The 18,624-nt window shown below is 67.5% G+C and carries 4 protein-coding genes; 3 read left to right on the top strand and 1 reads right to left on the bottom strand.

Annotated elements, in window-relative coordinates; translation table 11 throughout:
* Positions 1 to 35: 35 nt before the first annotated feature.
* The gene (locus tag N4G63_RS19580) at positions 36 to 1,265 is read left to right on the top strand and encodes a branched-chain amino acid ABC transporter substrate-binding protein (protein ID WP_314600223.1); all 1,230 of its coding nucleotides are present in this window, start codon (positions 36 to 38) and stop codon (positions 1,263 to 1,265) included.
* Positions 1,266 to 1,343: 78 nt separating this feature from the next.
* Here the strand turns inward: N4G63_RS19580 and ileS are convergent, their stop codons facing one another.
* The gene (gene ileS / locus N4G63_RS19575) at positions 1,344 to 4,208 is read right to left on the bottom strand and encodes an isoleucine--tRNA ligase (RefSeq protein WP_314600086.1); all 2,865 of its coding nucleotides are present in this window, start codon (positions 4,206 to 4,208) and stop codon (positions 1,344 to 1,346) included.
* Positions 4,209 to 4,874: 666 nt separating this feature from the next.
* Here ileS and N4G63_RS19570 point away from each other — a divergent pair.
* Together N4G63_RS19570 and N4G63_RS19565 are read left to right on the top strand one after the other, a co-directional pair.
* The gene (locus tag N4G63_RS19570; protein ID WP_260787189.1) at positions 4,875 to 5,039 is read left to right on the top strand and encodes a PEP-CTERM sorting domain-containing protein; all 165 of its coding nucleotides are present in this window, start codon (positions 4,875 to 4,877) and stop codon (positions 5,037 to 5,039) included.
* 355 nt (positions 5,040 to 5,394) lie between these two features.
* On the top strand, positions 5,395 to 18,597 hold the full coding sequence (locus N4G63_RS19565; RefSeq protein ID WP_314600085.1) for an SdrD B-like domain-containing protein: 13,203 nt from the start codon (positions 5,395 to 5,397) through the stop codon (positions 18,595 to 18,597).
* The last annotated feature ends 27 nt before the right edge of the window (positions 18,598 to 18,624 follow it).

Raw genomic sequence — 18,624 nt, 5'->3', positions numbered from 1 at the left:
CCGCCGCCACCGCCACCGCCACCGCCGTGGCCTGGATGGGCCTGGTGGCCACGCCCCAGGCGGCCGCCGCCGCCGAGCAAAGCTTCAAGCTGGCCTTCATCGACCCGTTGTCGGGCCCGTTTGCCTCGGTGGGCGAGCTGATGCTGGCGCATGTGCAGTTTGCGGTGGCCGACATCAATGCCAGGGGCGGCGTCAACGCCGGTGCGGCGGGCAAGGTAAAGCTGGAGCTGCTGCAGTTCGACAGCAAGCTTTCGGCGCAAGAAAGCCAGAGCGCGCTGCAGTCGGCCATTGACCAGGGCGCGCGCGCCATCGTCACCGGCGGTTCGGGCTCCACCGTGGTGGCGGCGCTGATCGACGCGGCGGCCAAGCACAACGAGCGCAACCCCGAGCGCCAGGTGATCGTGCTGAACCACTCGTCGATCGATCCCGACCTGACCGGCAAGCGCTGCAGCTTCTGGCACTTCCAGCTGGAGGCCAATACCGCGATGAAGATGAAGGCCCTGGCCAACACCATCAAGCGCACGCCCGAGGTCAAGAGCGCCTACCTGCTGAACCAGGATTACGCCCACGGCCGCCAGTGGGCCAAGTACGGCCAGGAGCTGGTGGGCCTGGCGCGGCCCGACGTGAAGTTCGTCGGCGGCGACTTCCACCCCATCGGCCGTGTGAAAGACTTCGCGCCCTACCTCAGCAAGGTGAAGGCCAGCGGCGCCGACACGCTGATCACCGGCAACTGGGGCCAGGACATGACCCTGCTGCTGCGCGCCGCGGCAGACGCCGGCATGAACCTGCGCTACTACAACCACAGCGCCGGGGCCTTTCCCGGCACCGTCACGGCCATGAGCCTGGCCAAGCTGGGCCAGCTGACCTGGGTGGCCGAGTGGCACCCGGGCCAGGCCGACACGCCCCGGGTGGACGCCCTGGCCAAGGCCTTCAAGGCCAAGACCGGCAAGGACTTTCTGGCACCCCGCATCGAGATGACGCCGCGCTTCGTGGCCGCCGCCATCGAGAAGGCCAAGTCGCTGGAGCCGATCAAGATCGCCCGCGCGATGGAAGACCTGAGCTTTGACACCAGCGTGGGCCCGGTGCGCATGCGCGCCGAAGACCACCAGCTGCTGCTGCCCCAGGTGGTGAACACCATCGCGCCGGTCGACGGCAAGGCGGTGAAGGCCGGCTACGAGGGCACGAACTGGGGCTTTCGCACCGATGCCAGCTACAGCGGCAACGAGCTGGCGCAGGGCACGGAGTGCAAGATGGTCCGGCCCTGAGCCTGGTCGCCCGGCCATGAAAAAGGGCCACCGCGGGTGGCCCAATTCTGTGCAGCCGGCCGAAGGCCGCTGGTGGCCTCAGGCCACCGTGCGCACCTCGCCCGCACCATGCAGGTTGCTGGTGCAGCGGCCGCACAGCGTGGGGTGGGCGCTGTCGTGGCCCACGTCGTCGCGCCAGTGCCAGCAGCGCTCGCACTTGGTGGCCGTGCTGGGCGTTACCGTGATCGCCAGTTCGGGCGCTTCGGCCAGTTGCGCCACTGAGGTGATGAACACGAACTTCAGATCCTCGCCCAGGCTGGCCAGCAGCGCGTGGGTTTCGGGCGGTGCGGCCACGGTCACATTGGCCTGCAGCGACGAGCCCACGCCGCCGGCGGTGCGCACCGCCTCGATGGCCTTGTTGGCCGCGTCGCGCACCTCGCGCACGGCGGACCACTTGGCCAGCAGCGCGGCATCGGGCGTGGCGCCCACGTCGGCAAAGTTCCAGTAGGTCTGCAGGAAGATGCTGCCCTGGCCGGGGGCAAAGATGGCCCAGGCTTCTTCGGCGGTGAAGCTGCAGAACGGCGCCATCCAGCGCAGCATGGCCTGCGTGATCTGCCACAGCGCGGTCTGCGCGCTGCGGCGCGCCAGGCTCTTGGGTGCGGTGGTGTAGAGGCGGTCCTTCAGCACATCGAGGTAGAACGCGCCCAGGTCTTCCGAGCAGTACACCTGCAGCTTGGACACGACGGGGTGGAACTCGTACACCTCGTAGTGCTTCAGGATCTCGGCCTGGAACTCGGCCGCACGGGCCAGTGCGAAGCGGTCGATCTCCAGCAGTTGATCGGCCGGCACGGCGTCCGCCTTCGGATCGAAGTCGCTCACATTGGCCAGCAGAAAGCGCAGCGTGTTGCGGATGCGGCGGTAGGCGTCCACCACGCGGGCCAGGATCTTGTCGTCGCCGGCGATGTCGCCCGAGTAGTCGCTGGCCGCCACCCACAGGCGGATGATCTCGCCGCCCAGCTTCTGGCTCACCGCCTGCGGCTCGATGCCGTTGCCCAGGCTCTTGCTCATCTTGCGGCCCTGGCTGTCCACGGTGAAGCCGTGGGTCAGCAGGCCGCGGTAGGGCGCGCGGCCGTAGATGGCGCAGGCCAGCAAGAGCGAGCTGTGGAACCAGCCGCGATGCTGGTCATGGCCTTCCAGGTACAGGTCGGCCTCGGGGCCGACATCGTGGTGGCCCAGGCTGCCGCCGGTGTTGGCATGGGTGCCGCGCAGCACATGCCAGAAGGTGGAGCCCGAGTCGAACCACACCTCGAGGATGTCGCTGCTCTTGCTGTAGTGCGGCGCGTCGGCGGCGCCCAGGATGTCTTCGGCCGTGGCGCGGCTCCAGGCCTCGATGCCGCCCTGCTCGACGATGCCGGCCGCCTGGTCCAGGATCTCCATCGTGCGCGGGTGCAGTTCGCCGGTCTCCTTGTGCAGGAAGAACGGCACCGGCACACCCCAGCTGCGCTGGCGGCTGATGCACCAGTCGGGCCGGTTGGCGATCATGTCGCGCAGCCTGGCCTTGCCGTTCTCGGGATAGAACTGGGTGTGGTCGATGGCGTCCAGCGCCATCTGGCGCAGGGTTTTGGGCGCCTTGTCCTGGGTGAACACGCCCTCGCCCTCGTCCATGCGCACAAACCACTGCGCCGCGGCGCGGTAGATCACCGGGCTCTTGTGGCGCCAGCAGTGCGGGTAGCTGTGGGTGATGGTCTCGGTGGCCATCAGGCGGCCGGCGTTCTTCAGCGCCTCCAGGATGACCGGCACGGCCTTCCAGATCTGCTGGCCGCCAAACAGCGGGAAGTCGGCCGCATACACGCCGTTGCCGCCCACCGGGTTCAGGATGTCGTCGACGCCCATGCCGTTGGCGCGGCAGGAGTTGAAGTCGTCCACGCCGTAGGCCGGCGACGAATGCACGATGCCGGTGCCATCGTCGGCGGTCGCGTAATCAGCCAGGTAGACGGGCGACAGGCGGTCATAGCCAGCGTCCACCTCGGCCAGCGGGTGGCGGAAGTTCAGGCCGCCCAGCTTCTCTCCCAGCGCGGTGGCCAGCACCGTGCCGCCGATGCCGTAACGTGCCAGACACTTGTCCACCAGGCTGGCGGCCAGCACCAGCAGGCCGCGCTCGGTGTCGACCAGCGCGTACTCGAGCGCCGGGTTGAGGTTCAAGGCCTGGTTGGCCGGGATGGTCCAGGCCGTGGTGGTCCAGATCACCACGAATGCAGGTTTGTCGATTTTTGCCAGACCAAATGCCGCCGCGAGTTTCTCGGGCTCGGCGCTGGGGAATGCAACATCCAGCGTCTGGCTTTTCTTGTCGGCATATTCGATTTCGAATTCGGCCAGCGACGATCCGCAATCAAAACACCAATAAACCGGTTTCAGGCCGCGGTAGACAAAACCCCGTTCAATCACGCGCTTGAAAGCGCGGATTTCTCCGGCCTCGTTGGCGAAATCCATCGTGCGATAAGGTTTCTTCCAGTCGCCCAAAACCCCCAGGCGCTGGAAATCCAGCATTTGCTGGCCAATTTGCTCGGTGGCGTAGGCGCGGCTCTTGGCCTGCATGTCGTCGCGGCTGAGCGTGCGGCCATGCTTTTTCTCGATGGCGTTCTCGATCGGTAGGCCGTGGCAGTCCCAGCCCGGCACGTACTGCGCATCAAAGCCGGCCAGCTGCCGCGCCTTGACGATCATGTCCTTGAGCACCTTGTTCACCGCATGGCCCATGTGGATCTGGCCGTTGGCATAGGGCGGGCCGTCGTGCAGGATGAACTTGGGCGCGTTGCAGCGCGCATCGCGCAGGCGCTGGTACAGGCCGTCGTCGTTCCACTGCTTCACCCAGCCCGGCTCGCGCTTGGGCAGGTCGCCACGCATCGGAAACGGGGTGTCGGGCAGGTTCAGCGTGGCACGGTAGTCCGGGGTGGTGGCGTCGGTCATGGCGGGCTGGCGCCGGCGGGGCGGCGCGTGGGCAATCGGGCGGAGAGGCGGGCCTGCGCCTGGAGTGGCGGCGCGGCCGGGCGGGTGGCGCAGCGGCTGTATGCCGCGCCGGGCGTCAACGCACTGCGCGTCGAATTCGGTCGCGCGTGGTCTGGCGGCGCGTCGCAGCGTAGACGCGGGCAACCAAGGCGGACGGGGCATGCATCGTGACATTGTACGGGCGGGGTGCTGCGCAGAACCCGCGCGGGCGCCGCGCGCCCCCGTGCCGCCGTCGCCGTGGGCAGGCGCCAAGGCCGTTTGGCGGGCGCGCGCGGCGGCGGGCACGGCTTCTGTCAGGCGCAGCACGCCAGGCATTCGGCGGGTGCTGTCATGCGCCGGCAGCGCAAACGATTCACGATCTGGCCAGTTTGACAACGCGCCACCATTGCCTGTTTCCGCCCGATGTGAAAACGTGTCGACCTTGTTGGGGGACAGGTTGTTGTCGGGAAACCTTACAGCGGCGAATGGAGGTCTTCGGCGCTGAACCCTAAGTGCTTGATCTGGAAGAACGGGCCTTCAGTGGCACAAAATTTGCTGAAAATGAAGGTTCGTGCGGAAGTGTGAACAAGCGCACGTCCGGTAAAACGGGCGCTGCGTAACAAGGTTTTTCATTTGGCTGGAGTGAACATGAAGTCGGTTTTCAAGTTTGTTGGTGCCGTCGCGGCCGGTGCATTTGCAATGGCTGGCAGCGCTCACGCCGCGCTGCAACTCGTGCCGGAGCCGGGCTCGATCGCCCTGGTGGGCCTGGCCGTTGGCGCCCTGGTTGTCGCCACGCGCAGCCGCAAGAAGTGATGTGGTCCGCGCGCCGGCACGTGCTTCACGTGCCGGTGGCGCGGTCCTGACGGCAGTCCGCGCGAGCGGGCTGCCGGCTTGATCGGCCGGTCGCGCAATACACCGCGGCGACCCCGGGGCCGATCCGGGATCCGATCCAGGCCCTGGGCGCCTGGTTGGATACCTTCCAGTTTGATGCCTGTCGCGCCGGGATGCCCCGGCGTGGCGGGCGTGTGCCGCCAGGTCAGCGCTGCGCTTACGCGCGCTGAATGTCGGCTTCGCAGGCCGGGTTCGTTTGTTGCCGATGGGTGACAGAGGGCCCGGGCGAAATATCCGTAGCCACGGACCAGTCAGTTCTGCAGAGATAGGCCAAGCCATGACCACTTTCACGATCCGAGTTTCTTCGTCTGCCACCAATGCGGCGGGCACTGCCTACGGTCAGCAGCCCGATCTGGGCGCACCGAGCTTCATGGATCTGGTGGTGACCAACAGCACGGACCCCGTGCTGGCCAATGGCCGCTACGACGGCTACTGCCTGAACCCGCTGCTGCCCATCTCGGTCAACACCGCCTACAGCGCCACCAACGGCGCAGGCAACGACGGTGCGTCGTTCACGCCCATCGGCTTTGGCAGCCTCTCGCAGAACCAGGTTGACCGCCTCAACTGGCTGCTGTCGCAGAACTTCACCTCCGACGCCAAGCACGGCGGGCAGTTCAACTACGGCGAAGTGCAGGTCGCCATCTGGAAGATCGTCGGCTTCACCGACGCCCAGATCGCCGGCGCCGGCCTCGAGCGATTCCTGAGCGACAACAACCGCCAGGTCGTGAACAGCGCCGATGCCAACTTCCTGGTGTCGGCTTCGCAGGCCGCCGTGGCCAGCGGCAATGGCACGGTGCCGACTGACGCGTACTTCACGCAGGTGATCGACCCGGCCGGCGACATCCAGCCCCTGATCGTGCAGCTGCAAAGCGCCAAGATCGGCAACTTCGTCTGGAACGACGACAACGCCAACGGCGTGCAGGATGCCGGCGAAGCCGGTGTTGATCAGGTGATCGTGCAGCTGTTCGACGGCAACGGCAACCTCATCGCCAGCACCCTGACCGGCGACGACCACAGCACGGCGGCGGTTGAGCAGGGCTACTACCAGTTCGCGGGTCTGAAGGCCGGCAACTACCAGGTCAAGTTCGTCTCGGCGACCCACGACTTCACCGCGCAAGACGCCAACGGCAACACGCAAGACGCCGCCGACAGCGATGCCAACGCCACCACCGGCCTCACCAGCGTGATCGCGCTGGCCGCCGGCGAGACCAACCAGACGCTCGACGCCGGCCTGGTGGCCAAGGCGCAAACGGCCAGCATCTCCGGCCATGTCTACTTCGACGCCAACAACGACGGCCAACGCGCCGGCGACGCCGGTCTGGCGGGCGTGACCGTGGTGCTCACCGGCACCAACGACCAGGGCCAGGCGGTGAGCGTGACCGCCACCACCGACGCCAACGGCTTCTACAGCTTCACCGGCCTGCGCCCGGGCAGCTACACGGTCAGCGAATCGCAGCCGGCCACCTACCTGGACGGCCAGGACACCGCAGGCACGGGTGCCACGGCCCAGATGGTCAGCGGCAATGACGCCATCGCCGTCACGCTGGCTGCCGGCCAGTCCAGCGTCGAGAACAACTTCGGCGAGATCCTGCCGGCCTCCGTGTCGGGCACGGTCTACCACGACGTCAACAACGACGGCAGCAACGCCGGCGAGACGGGCATTCCGGGCACGACGGTGACGCTGACGGGCACCAACGACCTGGGCCAGCCGGTGAGCGTGACCACGACCACCGACGCCAACGGCAACTACAGCTTCGACGGGCTGCGCCCGGGCAGCTACACGGTGAGCGAGACGCAGCCGGCGGGCTACCTGGACGGCAAGGACACCGCGGGCACCAACGGCGCGGCGGTGACGGCCAACGACGGCATCTCGGTGACGCTGGGCGCGGGCCAGAGCAGCACGAGCAACAACTTCGGTGAGGTCAAGGCCGCCAGCCTGGCCGGCAACGTGTTCTTCGACGCGAACAACGACGGTTCGCGCACGGGTGATACCGGCATCGGTGGCGTGACGATCACGCTGACCGGCACCAACGATCTGGGTCAGTCGGTGACGCTGACGACCACGACGGCGGCCGACGGCAGCTACAAGTTCGACGACCTGCGCCCGGGCACCTACTCGGTGAACGAAGGCACGGTGCCGGCGCCTTACCTGGACGGCAAGGACACGGCCGGCACGGTGGGCGGCGTGACCAGCGGCGTGGCGGGCAACGACGTGGTGAACACGGTGGTGCTCAAGTCGGGTGACGCGAGCATCGAGAACAATTTTGGCGAGATCGTGCCGGGCACGATCAGCGGCACGGTCTACCACGACGTCAACAACGACGGCAGCAACGCCGGCGAGACGGGCATTCCGGGCACGACGGTGACGCTGACGGGCACCAACGACCTGGGCCAGCCGGTGAGCGTGACCACGACCACCGACGCCAACGGCAACTACAGCTTCGACGGGCTGCGCCCGGGCAGCTACACGGTGAGCGAGACGCAGCCGGCCGGCTACCTGGACGGCAAGGACACCGCGGGCACCAACGGCGCGGCGGTGACGGCCAACGACGGCATCTCGGTGACGCTGGGCGCGGGCCAGAGCAGCACGAGCAACAACTTCGGCGAGGTCAAGGCCGCCAGCCTGGCCGGCAACGTGTTCTTCGACGCGAACAACGACGGTTCGCGCACGGGTGATACCGGCATCGGTGGCGTGACGATCACGCTGACCGGCACCAACGATCTGGGTCAGTCGGTGACGCTGACGACCACGACGGCGGCCGACGGCAGCTACAAGTTCGACGACCTGCGCCCGGGCACCTACTCGGTGAACGAAGGCACGGTGCCGGCGCCTTACCTGGACGGCAAGGACACGGCCGGCACGGTGGGCGGCGTGACCAGCGGCGTGGCGGGCAACGACGTGGTGAACACGGTGGTGCTCAAGTCGGGTGACGCGAGCATCGAGAACAATTTTGGCGAGATCGTGCCGGGCACGATCAGCGGCACGGTCTACCACGACGTCAACAACGACGGCAGCAACGCCGGCGAGACGGGCATTCCGGGCACGACGGTGACGCTGACGGGCACCAACGACCTGGGCCAGCCGGTGAGCGTGACCACGACCACCGACGCCAACGGCAACTACAGCTTCGACGGGCTGCGCCCGGGCAGCTACACGGTGAGCGAGACGCAGCCGGCCGGCTACCTGGACGGCAAGGACACCGCGGGCACCAACGGCGCGGCGGTGACGGCCAACGACGGCATCTCGGTGACGCTGGGCGCGGGCCAGAGCAGCACGAGCAACAACTTCGGTGAGGTCAAGGCGGCCAGCCTGGCCGGCAACGTGTTCTTCGACGCGAACAACGACGGTTCGCGCACGGGTGACACCGGCATCGGTGGCGTGACGATCACGCTGACCGGCACCAACGACCTGGGTCAGTCGGTGACGCTGACGACCACGACGGCGGCCGACGGCAGCTACAAGTTCGACGACCTGCGCCCGGGCACCTACTCGGTGAACGAAGGCACGGTGCCGGCGCCTTACCTGGACGGCAAGGACACGGCCGGCACGGTGGGCGGCGTGACCAGCGGCGTGGCGGGCAACGACGTGGTGAACACGGTGGTGCTCAAGTCGGGTGACGCGAGCATCGAGAACAATTTTGGCGAGATCGTGCCGGGCACGATCAGCGGCACGGTCTACCACGACGTCAACAACGACGGCAGCAACGCCGGCGAGACGGGCATTCCGGGCACGACGGTGACGCTGACGGGCACCAACGACCTGGGCCAGCCGGTGAGCGTGACCACGACCACCGACGCCAACGGCAACTACAGCTTCGACGGGCTGCGCCCGGGCAGCTACACGGTGAGCGAGACGCAGCCGGCGGGCTACCTGGACGGCAAGGACACCGCGGGCACCAACGGCGCGGCGGTGACGGCCAACGACGGCATCTCGGTGACGCTGGGCGCGGGCCAGAGCAGCACGAGCAACAACTTCGGTGAGGTCAAGGCCGCCAGCCTGGCCGGCAACGTGTTCTTCGACGCGAACAACGACGGTTCGCGCACGGGTGATACCGGCATCGGTGGCGTGACGATCACGCTGACCGGCACCAACGATCTGGGTCAGTCGGTGACGCTGACGACCACGACGGCGGCCGACGGCAGCTACAAGTTCGACGACCTGCGCCCGGGCACCTACTCGGTGAACGAAGGCACGGTGCCGGCGCCTTACCTGGACGGCAAGGACACGGCCGGCACGGTGGGCGGCGTGACCAGCGGCGTGGCGGGCAACGACGTGGTGAACACGGTGGTGCTCAAGTCGGGTGACGCGAGCATCGAGAACAATTTTGGCGAGATCGTGCCGGGCACGATCAGCGGCACGGTCTACCACGACGTCAACAACGACGGCAGCAACGCCGGCGAGACGGGCATTCCGGGCACGACGGTGACGCTGACGGGCACCAACGACCTGGGCCAGCCGGTGAGCGTGACCACGACCACCGACGCCAACGGCAACTACAGCTTCGACGGGCTGCGCCCGGGCAGCTACACGGTGAGCGAGACGCAGCCGGCCGGCTACCTGGACGGCAAGGACACCGCGGGCACCAACGGCGCGGCGGTGACGGCCAACGACGGCATCTCGGTGACGCTGGGCGCGGGCCAGAGCAGCACGAGCAACAACTTCGGTGAGGTCAAGGCGGCCAGCCTGGCCGGCAACGTGTTCTTCGACGCGAACAACGACGGTTCGCGCACGGGTGACACCGGCATCGGTGGCGTGACGATCACGCTGACCGGCACCAACGACCTGGGTCAGTCGGTGACGCTGACGACCACGACGGCGGCCGACGGCAGCTACAAGTTCGACGACCTGCGCCCGGGCACCTACTCGGTGAACGAAGGCACGGTGCCGGCGCCTTACCTGGACGGCAAGGACACGGCCGGCACGGTGGGCGGCGTGACCAGCGGCGTGGCGGGCAACGACGTGGTGAACACGGTGGTGCTCAAGTCGGGTGACGCGAGCATCGAGAACAATTTTGGCGAGATCGTGCCGGGCACGATCAGCGGCACGGTCTACCACGACGTCAACAACGACGGCAGCAACGCCGGCGAGACGGGCATTCCGGGCACGACGGTGACGCTGACGGGCACCAACGACCTGGGCCAGCCGGTGAGCGTGACCACGACCACCGACGCCAACGGCAACTACAGCTTCGACGGGCTGCGCCCGGGCAGCTACACGGTGAGCGAGACGCAGCCGGCCGGCTACCTGGACGGCAAGGACACCGCGGGCACCAACGGCGCGGCGGTGACGGCCAACGACGGCATCTCGGTGACGCTGGGCGCGGGCCAGAGCAGCACGAGCAACAACTTCGGTGAGGTCAAGGCGGCCAGCCTGGCCGGCAACGTGTTCTTCGACGCGAACAACGACGGTTCGCGCACGGGTGACACCGGCATCGGTGGCGTGACGATCACGCTGACCGGCACCAACGACCTGGGTCAGTCGGTGACGCTGACGACCACGACGGCGGCCGACGGCAGCTACAAGTTCGACGACCTGCGCCCGGGCACCTACTCGGTGAACGAAGGCACGGTGCCGGCGCCTTACCTGGACGGCAAGGACACGGCCGGCACGGTGGGCGGCGTGACCAGCGGCGTGGCGGGCAACGACGTGGTGAACACGGTGGTGCTCAAGTCGGGTGACGCGAGCATCGAGAACAATTTTGGCGAGATCGTGCCGGGCACGATCAGCGGCACGGTCTACCACGACGTCAACAACGACGGCAGCAACGCCGGCGAGACGGGCATTCCGGGCACGACGGTGACGCTGACGGGCACCAACGACCTGGGCCAGCCGGTGAGCGTGACCACGACCACCGACGCCAACGGCAACTACAGCTTCGACGGGCTGCGCCCGGGCAGCTACACGGTGAGCGAGACGCAGCCGGCCGGCTACCTGGACGGCAAGGACACCGCGGGCACCAACGGCGCGGCGGTGACGGCCAACGACGGCATCTCGGTGACGCTGGGCGCGGGCCAGAGCAGCACGAGCAACAACTTCGGTGAGGTCAAGGCGGCCAGCCTGGCCGGCAACGTGTTCTTCGACGCGAACAACGACGGTTCGCGCACGGGTGACACCGGCATCGGTGGCGTGACGATCACGCTGACCGGCACCAACGACCTGGGTCAGTCGGTGACGCTGACGACCACGACGGCGGCCGACGGCAGCTACAAGTTCGACGACCTGCGCCCGGGCACCTACTCGGTGAACGAAGGCACGGTGCCGGCGCCTTACCTGGACGGCAAGGACACGGCCGGCACGGTGGGCGGCGTGACCAGCGGCGTGGCGGGCAACGACGTGGTGAACACGGTGGTGCTCAAGTCGGGTGACGCGAGCATCGAGAACAATTTTGGCGAGATCGTGCCGGGCACGATCAGCGGCACGGTCTACCACGACGTCAACAACGACGGCAGCAACGCCGGCGAGACGGGCATTCCGGGCACGACGGTGACGCTGACGGGCACCAACGACCTGGGCCAGCCGGTGAGCGTGACCACGACCACCGACGCCAACGGCAACTACAGCTTCGACGGGCTGCGCCCGGGCAGCTACACGGTGAGCGAGACGCAGCCGGCGGGCTACCTGGACGGCAAGGACACCGCGGGCACCAACGGCGCGGCGGTGACGGCCAACGACGGCATCTCGGTGACGCTGGGCGCGGGCCAGAGCAGCACGAGCAACAACTTCGGCGAGGTCAAGGCCGCCAGCCTGACCGGCTACGTGTACCAGGACGCCGGCAACGACGGTGTCAAGGGCGCGGGCGAAGCCGGCATTGCCGGCGTGACCGTGACGCTGACGGGCACCAACGACCTGGGCCAGGTGGTGAGCGTGACCGCCACCACCGATGCCAACGGCTTCTACAGCTTCGCCAACCTGCGCCCGGGCACCTACGCGGTGGCCGAGACGCAGCCGGCCGGCTTCCTGGACGGCAAGGACACCGCCGGCACCACGGGCGGCACGGTGAGCAACGACCTGCTCAGCGCCATCGTGCTGAAGTCGGGTGATGCCAGCAGCAACAACAACTTCGGCGAGCTGAAGGGCGCGTCGATTGCCGGCACGGTCTACCACGACGTCAACAACGACGGCAGCAACGCCGGCGAGGCCGGCATCCCCGGCACCACGGTCAAGCTGACCGGCACGGATGATCTGGGCAACGCGGTGAGCGTGACCACGACCACCGACGCCAACGGCAACTACAGCTTCACCGGACTGCGTCCGGGCAGCTACACGGTGGCCGAGACCACGCCGGCGGGCTACCTCGACGGCAAGGACACCGCGGGCACCAACGGCGCGGCCGTGACTGCCAACGACACCATCGCGGTGACGCTGGGCAATGGCCAGAGCAGCGTCAGCAACAACTTCGGCGAGGTCAAGGCCGCCAGCCTGACCGGCTACGTGTACCAGGACGCCGGCAACGACGGTGTCAAGGGCGCGGGCGAAGCCGGCATTGCCGGCGTGACCGTGACGCTGACGGGCACCAACGACCTGGGCCAGGTGGTGAGCGTGACCGCCACCACCGATGCCAACGGCTTCTACAGCTTCGCCAACCTGCGCCCGGGCACCTACGCGGTGGCCGAGACGCAGCCGGCCGGCTTCCTGGACGGCAAGGACACCGCCGGCACCACGGGCGGCACGGTGAGCAACGACCTGCTCAGCGCCATCGTGCTGAAGTCGGGTGATGCCAGCAGCAACAACAACTTCGGCGAGCTGAAGGGCGCGTCGATTGCCGGCACGGTCTACCACGACGTCAACAACGACGGCAGCAACGCCGGCGAGGCCGGCATCCCCGGCACCACGGTCAAGCTGACCGGCACGGATGATCTGGGCAACGCGGTGAGCGTGACCACGACCACCGACGCCAACGGCAACTACAGCTTCACCGGACTGCGTCCGGGCAGCTACACGGTGGCCGAGACCACGCCGGCGGGCTACCTCGACGGCAAGGACACCGCGGGCACCAACGGCGCGGCCGTGACTGCCAACGACACCATCGCGGTGACGCTGGGCAATGGCCAGAGCAGCGTCAGCAACAACTTCGGCGAGGTCAAGGCCGCCAGCCTGACCGGCTACGTGTACCAGGACGCCGGCAACGACGGTGTCAAGGGCGCGGGCGAAGCCGGCATTGCCGGCGTGACCGTGACGCTGACGGGCACCAACGACCTGGGCCAGGTGGTGAGCGTGACCGCCACCACCGATGCCAACGGCTTCTACAGCTTCGCCAACCTGCGCCCGGGCACCTACGCGGTGGCCGAGACGCAGCCGGCCGGCTTCCTGGACGGCAAGGACACCGCCGGCACCACGGGCGGCACGGTGAGCAACGACCTGCTCAGCGCCATCGTGCTGAAGTCGGGTGATGCCAGCAGCAACAACAACTTCGGCGAGCTGAAGGGCGCGTCGATTGCCGGCACGGTCTACCACGACGTCAACAACGACGGCAGCAACGCCGGCGAGGCCGGCATCCCCGGCACCACGGTCAAGCTGACCGGCACGGATGATCTGGGCAACGCGGTGAGCGTGACCACGACCACCGACGCCAACGGCAACTACAGCTTCACCGGACTGCGTCCGGGCAGCTACACGGTGGCCGAGACCACGCCGGCGGGCTACCTCGACGGCAAGGACACCGCGGGCACCAACGGCGCGGCCGTGACTGCCAACGACACCATCGCGGTGACGCTGGGCAATGGCCAGAGCAGCGTCAACAACAACTTCGGCGAGGTCAAGGCGGCCAGCCTGGCGGGCTACGTCTACTTCGACGCCAACGACGATGGCGCACGCACCGGTGAAGCCGGCATCCCTGGCGCCACGGTCACGCTGACCGGCACCAACGACCTGGGCCAGCCGGTCACGCTGACCACCACCACCGACGCCAACGGTGCCTACAACTTCAGCAACCTGCGTCCGGGCACCTACACGGTGACCGAGACCCAGCCGGCTGGCTACATCGACGGCAAGGACACCGCCGGCTCCACCGGCGGCACGGTGACCAACGACGTGATCAGCGCCATCGTGCTGAAGTCGGGCGACGCCAGCGTCGAGAACAATTTCGGCGAGAAGGTGTGCCTGGTCGACATCGGCGACAAGGTCTGGCTGGACGCCGACAAGGACGGTCTGCAGGACGCTGGCGAGAAGGGCGTGGCCGGCATCTCGGTGACGCTGATCGGCGCCGGCGCCGACGGTGCGCTGGGCACGGCCGACGACACCACCCGCAGCACCACCACCGATGCCAACGGCAACTACCTGTTCCAGGACGTGGCCCACGGGACCTACAAGGTGCGCTTCGATGCGCCGTCCAGCCTCTACAGCTACACCACGGCCAACGTGGGCAGCAACGACGCCATCGATTCGGACGTGGTGGCCACGCTGGTCAAGGGCAGCACCAACCTGATCGTCAACGGCAGCTTCGAGAACCCGGTCACCGGCTACGGCCAGTTCGCCAGCATCGCCGGCTGGACCGGCAATGGCGACAAGATCGAGGTCGGCACGGCCTCGGGCTACGGCGTCACCGGCGCCACCGGCAACCAGGTGGTCGAGGTGGATGCCAACAACTGCGCGGTCGGCGGCCTGTATCAGGACGTGGCCACCACCGCGGGCCAGACCTACCAGCTGTCGGTGGACGTGGCCCAGCGTGCAGGCGTTGCCGCCTCGACCAACACGGTCGATGTGTACTGGGCCGGCACCAAGATCGCGACCATCGATCCCACCAGCACCGCGCTGAGCACCTACAGCTTCACCGTCAAGGGCACCGGCGGCAATGACCGCCTGGAGTTCAAGGAACAGTCGGCTGACGACGACAGCGTGGGCGGCATCATCGACAACGTGCGCCTGGTGACCTGCGCCACGGTGTACGAGACCGCGCCGATCACGATCAACACCTGCGCCGACAACCTGACCATCGACGCCGGCCTGACCGCCAACTTCAAGACCGGCATCGACGTCGAGAAGTACGTGTCGGGCACCACCTGCACCTACACGCAGAACACCGGCGGCGAAGGCGCTGACTGCAGCTACTGGAAGTCGGCCTGCACCACCACCAGCAGCCAGAGCTGGGTGTCGACCGGCTGGTACAGCGGCTACTGGCAGACAGTCACCACGCCCACCGGCTGGAGCGGCATCACCGGCTGCAAGGGCACCGAGAGCTTCAACAGCATCTTCGGCGTCAGCTGCACCGGCGGCGACAAGTCGATCTACCAGATCCTGTGCGGCACCGGCACCACGGCGCTGGACAAGCTGATGCGCGAATGCGTGACGGCCTACCTGAACAGCTGCCACGACAAGGTGGACTACTCGTACACCAAGGACCAGGTGTGCGCCCAGGTCAAATACGCGCTGAGCTGCGGCAAGTACGACGAGGTGTGCGCGCTGTTCAAGAACGAGAACGAGCAGGGTTGCAACTGGAACACCGGCAAGAGCAGCTACACCTGCACGGTCGACACCAAGCTGTACGACGCCGACACCCCGCCCGGACTGGAAGTGACCACCGGCAGCACCGTGACCTTCACCTACGTGGTGAAGAACACCGGCGACGTGGCCCTGGCCAACGTGGCCCTGGTGGATGACCGCATCGCCAACGTCACCTACATCAGCGGCGACACCGACAAGGACGGCCTGCTCGACACCAACGAGACCTGGACCTACACCGCCACCGAGGTGGCCCAGGCTGGCACGATCAAGAACATCGGCACCGTCACCGCCGTCGATGCGATCACCAAGTCGATCGGTGTCAGCGACAACGACCCGGCCTACTACACCGGCGTGGGCTCCACCGTGGCCAAGGCCTCGCTGGGCGACAAGGTGTGGTACGACTGCAATGCCAATGGCGTGCAGGATTCGGGCGAGGTGGGCCTGGCCGGCGTGAAGGTCACGCTGACCGGCGCCGGCACCGATGGCACCTTCGGCACCGCCGACGACATCACCGCCACCACCACCACCGCCAGCAACGGCCAGTACCTGTTCAAGGACCTGGTGGCCGGCAAGTACACCGTCAACTTCGACGGCCCCACCGGCTACGCCTTCACCAAGGCCGACCACGGCGGCAACGACGCCAAGGATTCCGACGCCAACGTCAGCACCGGCACCACCGGCGTGATCACGCTGACCGCGGGTGAACAGAACCTGTCGGTCGATGCCGGCCTCACCAAGGTGGGCATCGACGTCGAGAAGTACGTCTCCGGCAACCTGGTCACCAGCAGCAACAACTGCGGTGGCGAAGGCGCCTCGGTGAGCTGGTGGAAGAGCTGCCGGGTGTGGGATTCGTCGCTGAACGACTACAGCTGGGCAGGCACGGGCTGCAAGTCGAGCACCACTTTCAACCAGCTGTTCGGCGTGAACTGCACCGGCGGCACCCAGAGCATCTGGCAGGTGCTGTGCGGCACCGGCACCACGGCGCTCGACAAGATGATGCGCGAATGCGTGTCGGCCTACCTGAACGCCTGCCATGACAAGGTGGACTACTCGTACACCAAGGACCAGGTGTGCGCGCAGGTCAAGTACGCCATCGGTTGCGGCAAGTACGACGAGACCTGCAACGCCTTCTCCAGCCAGAACGAGCGTGGCTGCGACTGGACCACCACCAAGACCAGCTACACCAGCACGGTCGACACCAAGCTGTACGACGCCGACACCCCGCCCGGACTGGAAGTGACCACCGGCAGCACCGTGACCTTCACCTACCTGGTGAAGAACACCGGCGACACCGCGCTGAAGAACGTTGTCCTCACCGACGACCGCATCAGCACCGTCACCTATGTCAGCGGTGACACCGACGCCGACGGCCAGCTCGACACCAACGAGACCTGGACCTACACCGCCAAGGAGGCCGCCTCGGCCGGCACCATCAAGAACATCGGCACCGTCACGGCCGTCGATGCGCTGAGCGGCACCGAGAGCGTCACCGACAAGGACGCGGCCTACTACACCGGCGTCAACTCCACCGCCGCCAAGGGCGCCATCGGCGACCGCGTGTGGGAAGACTGCAACTTCAACGGCATCCAGGATGCCGGCGAGGGCGGCCTGTCGGGCGTGAAGGTCACGCTCAAGGGCGCGGGCACCGACGGCAGCTTCGGCACTGCCGACGACATCACCGCGGTCACCTACACCGGCAGCAACGGCGCCTACGCGTTCAAGGACCTGGCCGCCGGCAAGTACCAGGTGGTGTTCGGCGACGGCAGCAGCAGCGCCACCACCGGCTGGTACGTCACCAAGCAGAACCAGGGCACCAACGACGCCAAGGATTCCGACATCGACGCCACCGGCACCACCGGCGTGATCACGCTGGCCGCCGGCGAGCAGAACATGACGGTCGACGCCGGCGCCTACCGCAAGGCCAGCGTGGGCGACAAGGTGTGGGAAGACGCCGACCACGACAACGTGCAGGACGCCGGCGAGAAGGGCATCGGCGGCATCACCGTCAAGCTGATGGACTCGACCGGCACCACCGTGCTGGCCACCACCACCACCAACAGCAGCGGCAACTACCTGTTCTCGAACCTGGATCCGGGCGCCTACGTGCTGCAGTTCGACAAGACCAACGTGTCGTACTACTCGTCGACCTGGGGCGGCACCTACAACCTGTCGACCTGGAAGTGGGCCAAGAAGGACATCGGCAGCAACGACGGCATCGACTCCGACGTGGCGGGCGACGCGGTGGCCACCACCAACGTCAGCAAGACCTCGGCGTTCACGCTGGTCTCGGGCCAGTCCGACATGAGCAAGGACGCCGGCATCACGCCGATCGTCATCGACCTCAACGGCGACGGCATCCAGACCGTGGCGCGCTCGGCTTCGGACGCCACCTTCGACCTGTTCGGCAACGGCAGCGCCGTCAAGTCGGGCTGGATCTCGGGCAGCGACGGCTTCCTGGCGGTGGACAGCAACGGCAACGGCAAGATCGACGACATCACCGAGCTGTTCGGCGGCACGACCAAGGGCGCGGGTTTTGCGCAACTGGCCAGCTACGACAGCAACAGCGACGGCCAGGTCAACGCCGACGACGCCGCCTTTGCCGACCTGCGCATCTGGCAGGACGCCAACGGCAACCACCAGACCGACGACGGCGAGCTGGTGACGCTGGCCCAGGCCGGTGTGGCGGCGCTGACGGTGGGTTACACCGAGCTGCCCTTCCTTGACGCGCAGGGCAACCTGCACCTCGAGCGCAGCACGGCCACCCTGGCCGACGGCAGCAGCACCGACATGACCGACGTGTACTTCAACGTCGCCGCCGAGGATGCCCTGGCCGCCGGCGTGAGCCTGCCCACCATCGCTGACCTGCTGGGCGACGACCGCTCGCTCGACGGCGTGCTGGGTGCCAGCGCGGCCGTGCCGGTGGCGCTGGCCAGCGCCCAGGCCTGTGCCAGCGGCTGCGGCGCCGGCGATGCCAGCGAAGTGCTGCGCAAGCTGGCCGGTCTGTCGCAGGAGCAATGCCAGCAGACCAGCGCCGCCTGACCGCACGCCGACTTCCGCCGGGGCCGC

Origin of the sequence: Aquabacterium sp. OR-4, assembly GCF_025290835.2 — a bacterium.
In the GTDB taxonomy this organism is placed as follows: Bacteria; Pseudomonadota; Gammaproteobacteria; order Burkholderiales; family Burkholderiaceae_C; genus Pseudaquabacterium.
Note: the sequence above shows the minus strand (reverse complement) of the source record. Positions and strands in the feature narration are given on the sequence as shown.

What these genes read in the sequence shown, in the direction of transcription:
- N4G63_RS19580 (WP_314600223.1), top strand. Translation starts at nt 36, where the DNA reads ATGGGCCTGGTGGCCACGCCCCAGGCGGCCGCCGCCGCCGAGCAAAGC.
- ileS (WP_314600086.1), bottom strand. Translation starts at nt 4,208, where the DNA reads ATGACCGACGCCACCACCCCGGACTACCGTGCCACGCTGAACCTGCCC.
- N4G63_RS19570 (WP_260787189.1), top strand. Translation starts at nt 4,875, where the DNA reads ATGAAGTCGGTTTTCAAGTTTGTTGGTGCCGTCGCGGCCGGTGCATTT.
- N4G63_RS19565 (WP_314600085.1), top strand. Translation starts at nt 5,395, where the DNA reads ATGACCACTTTCACGATCCGAGTTTCTTCGTCTGCCACCAATGCGGCG.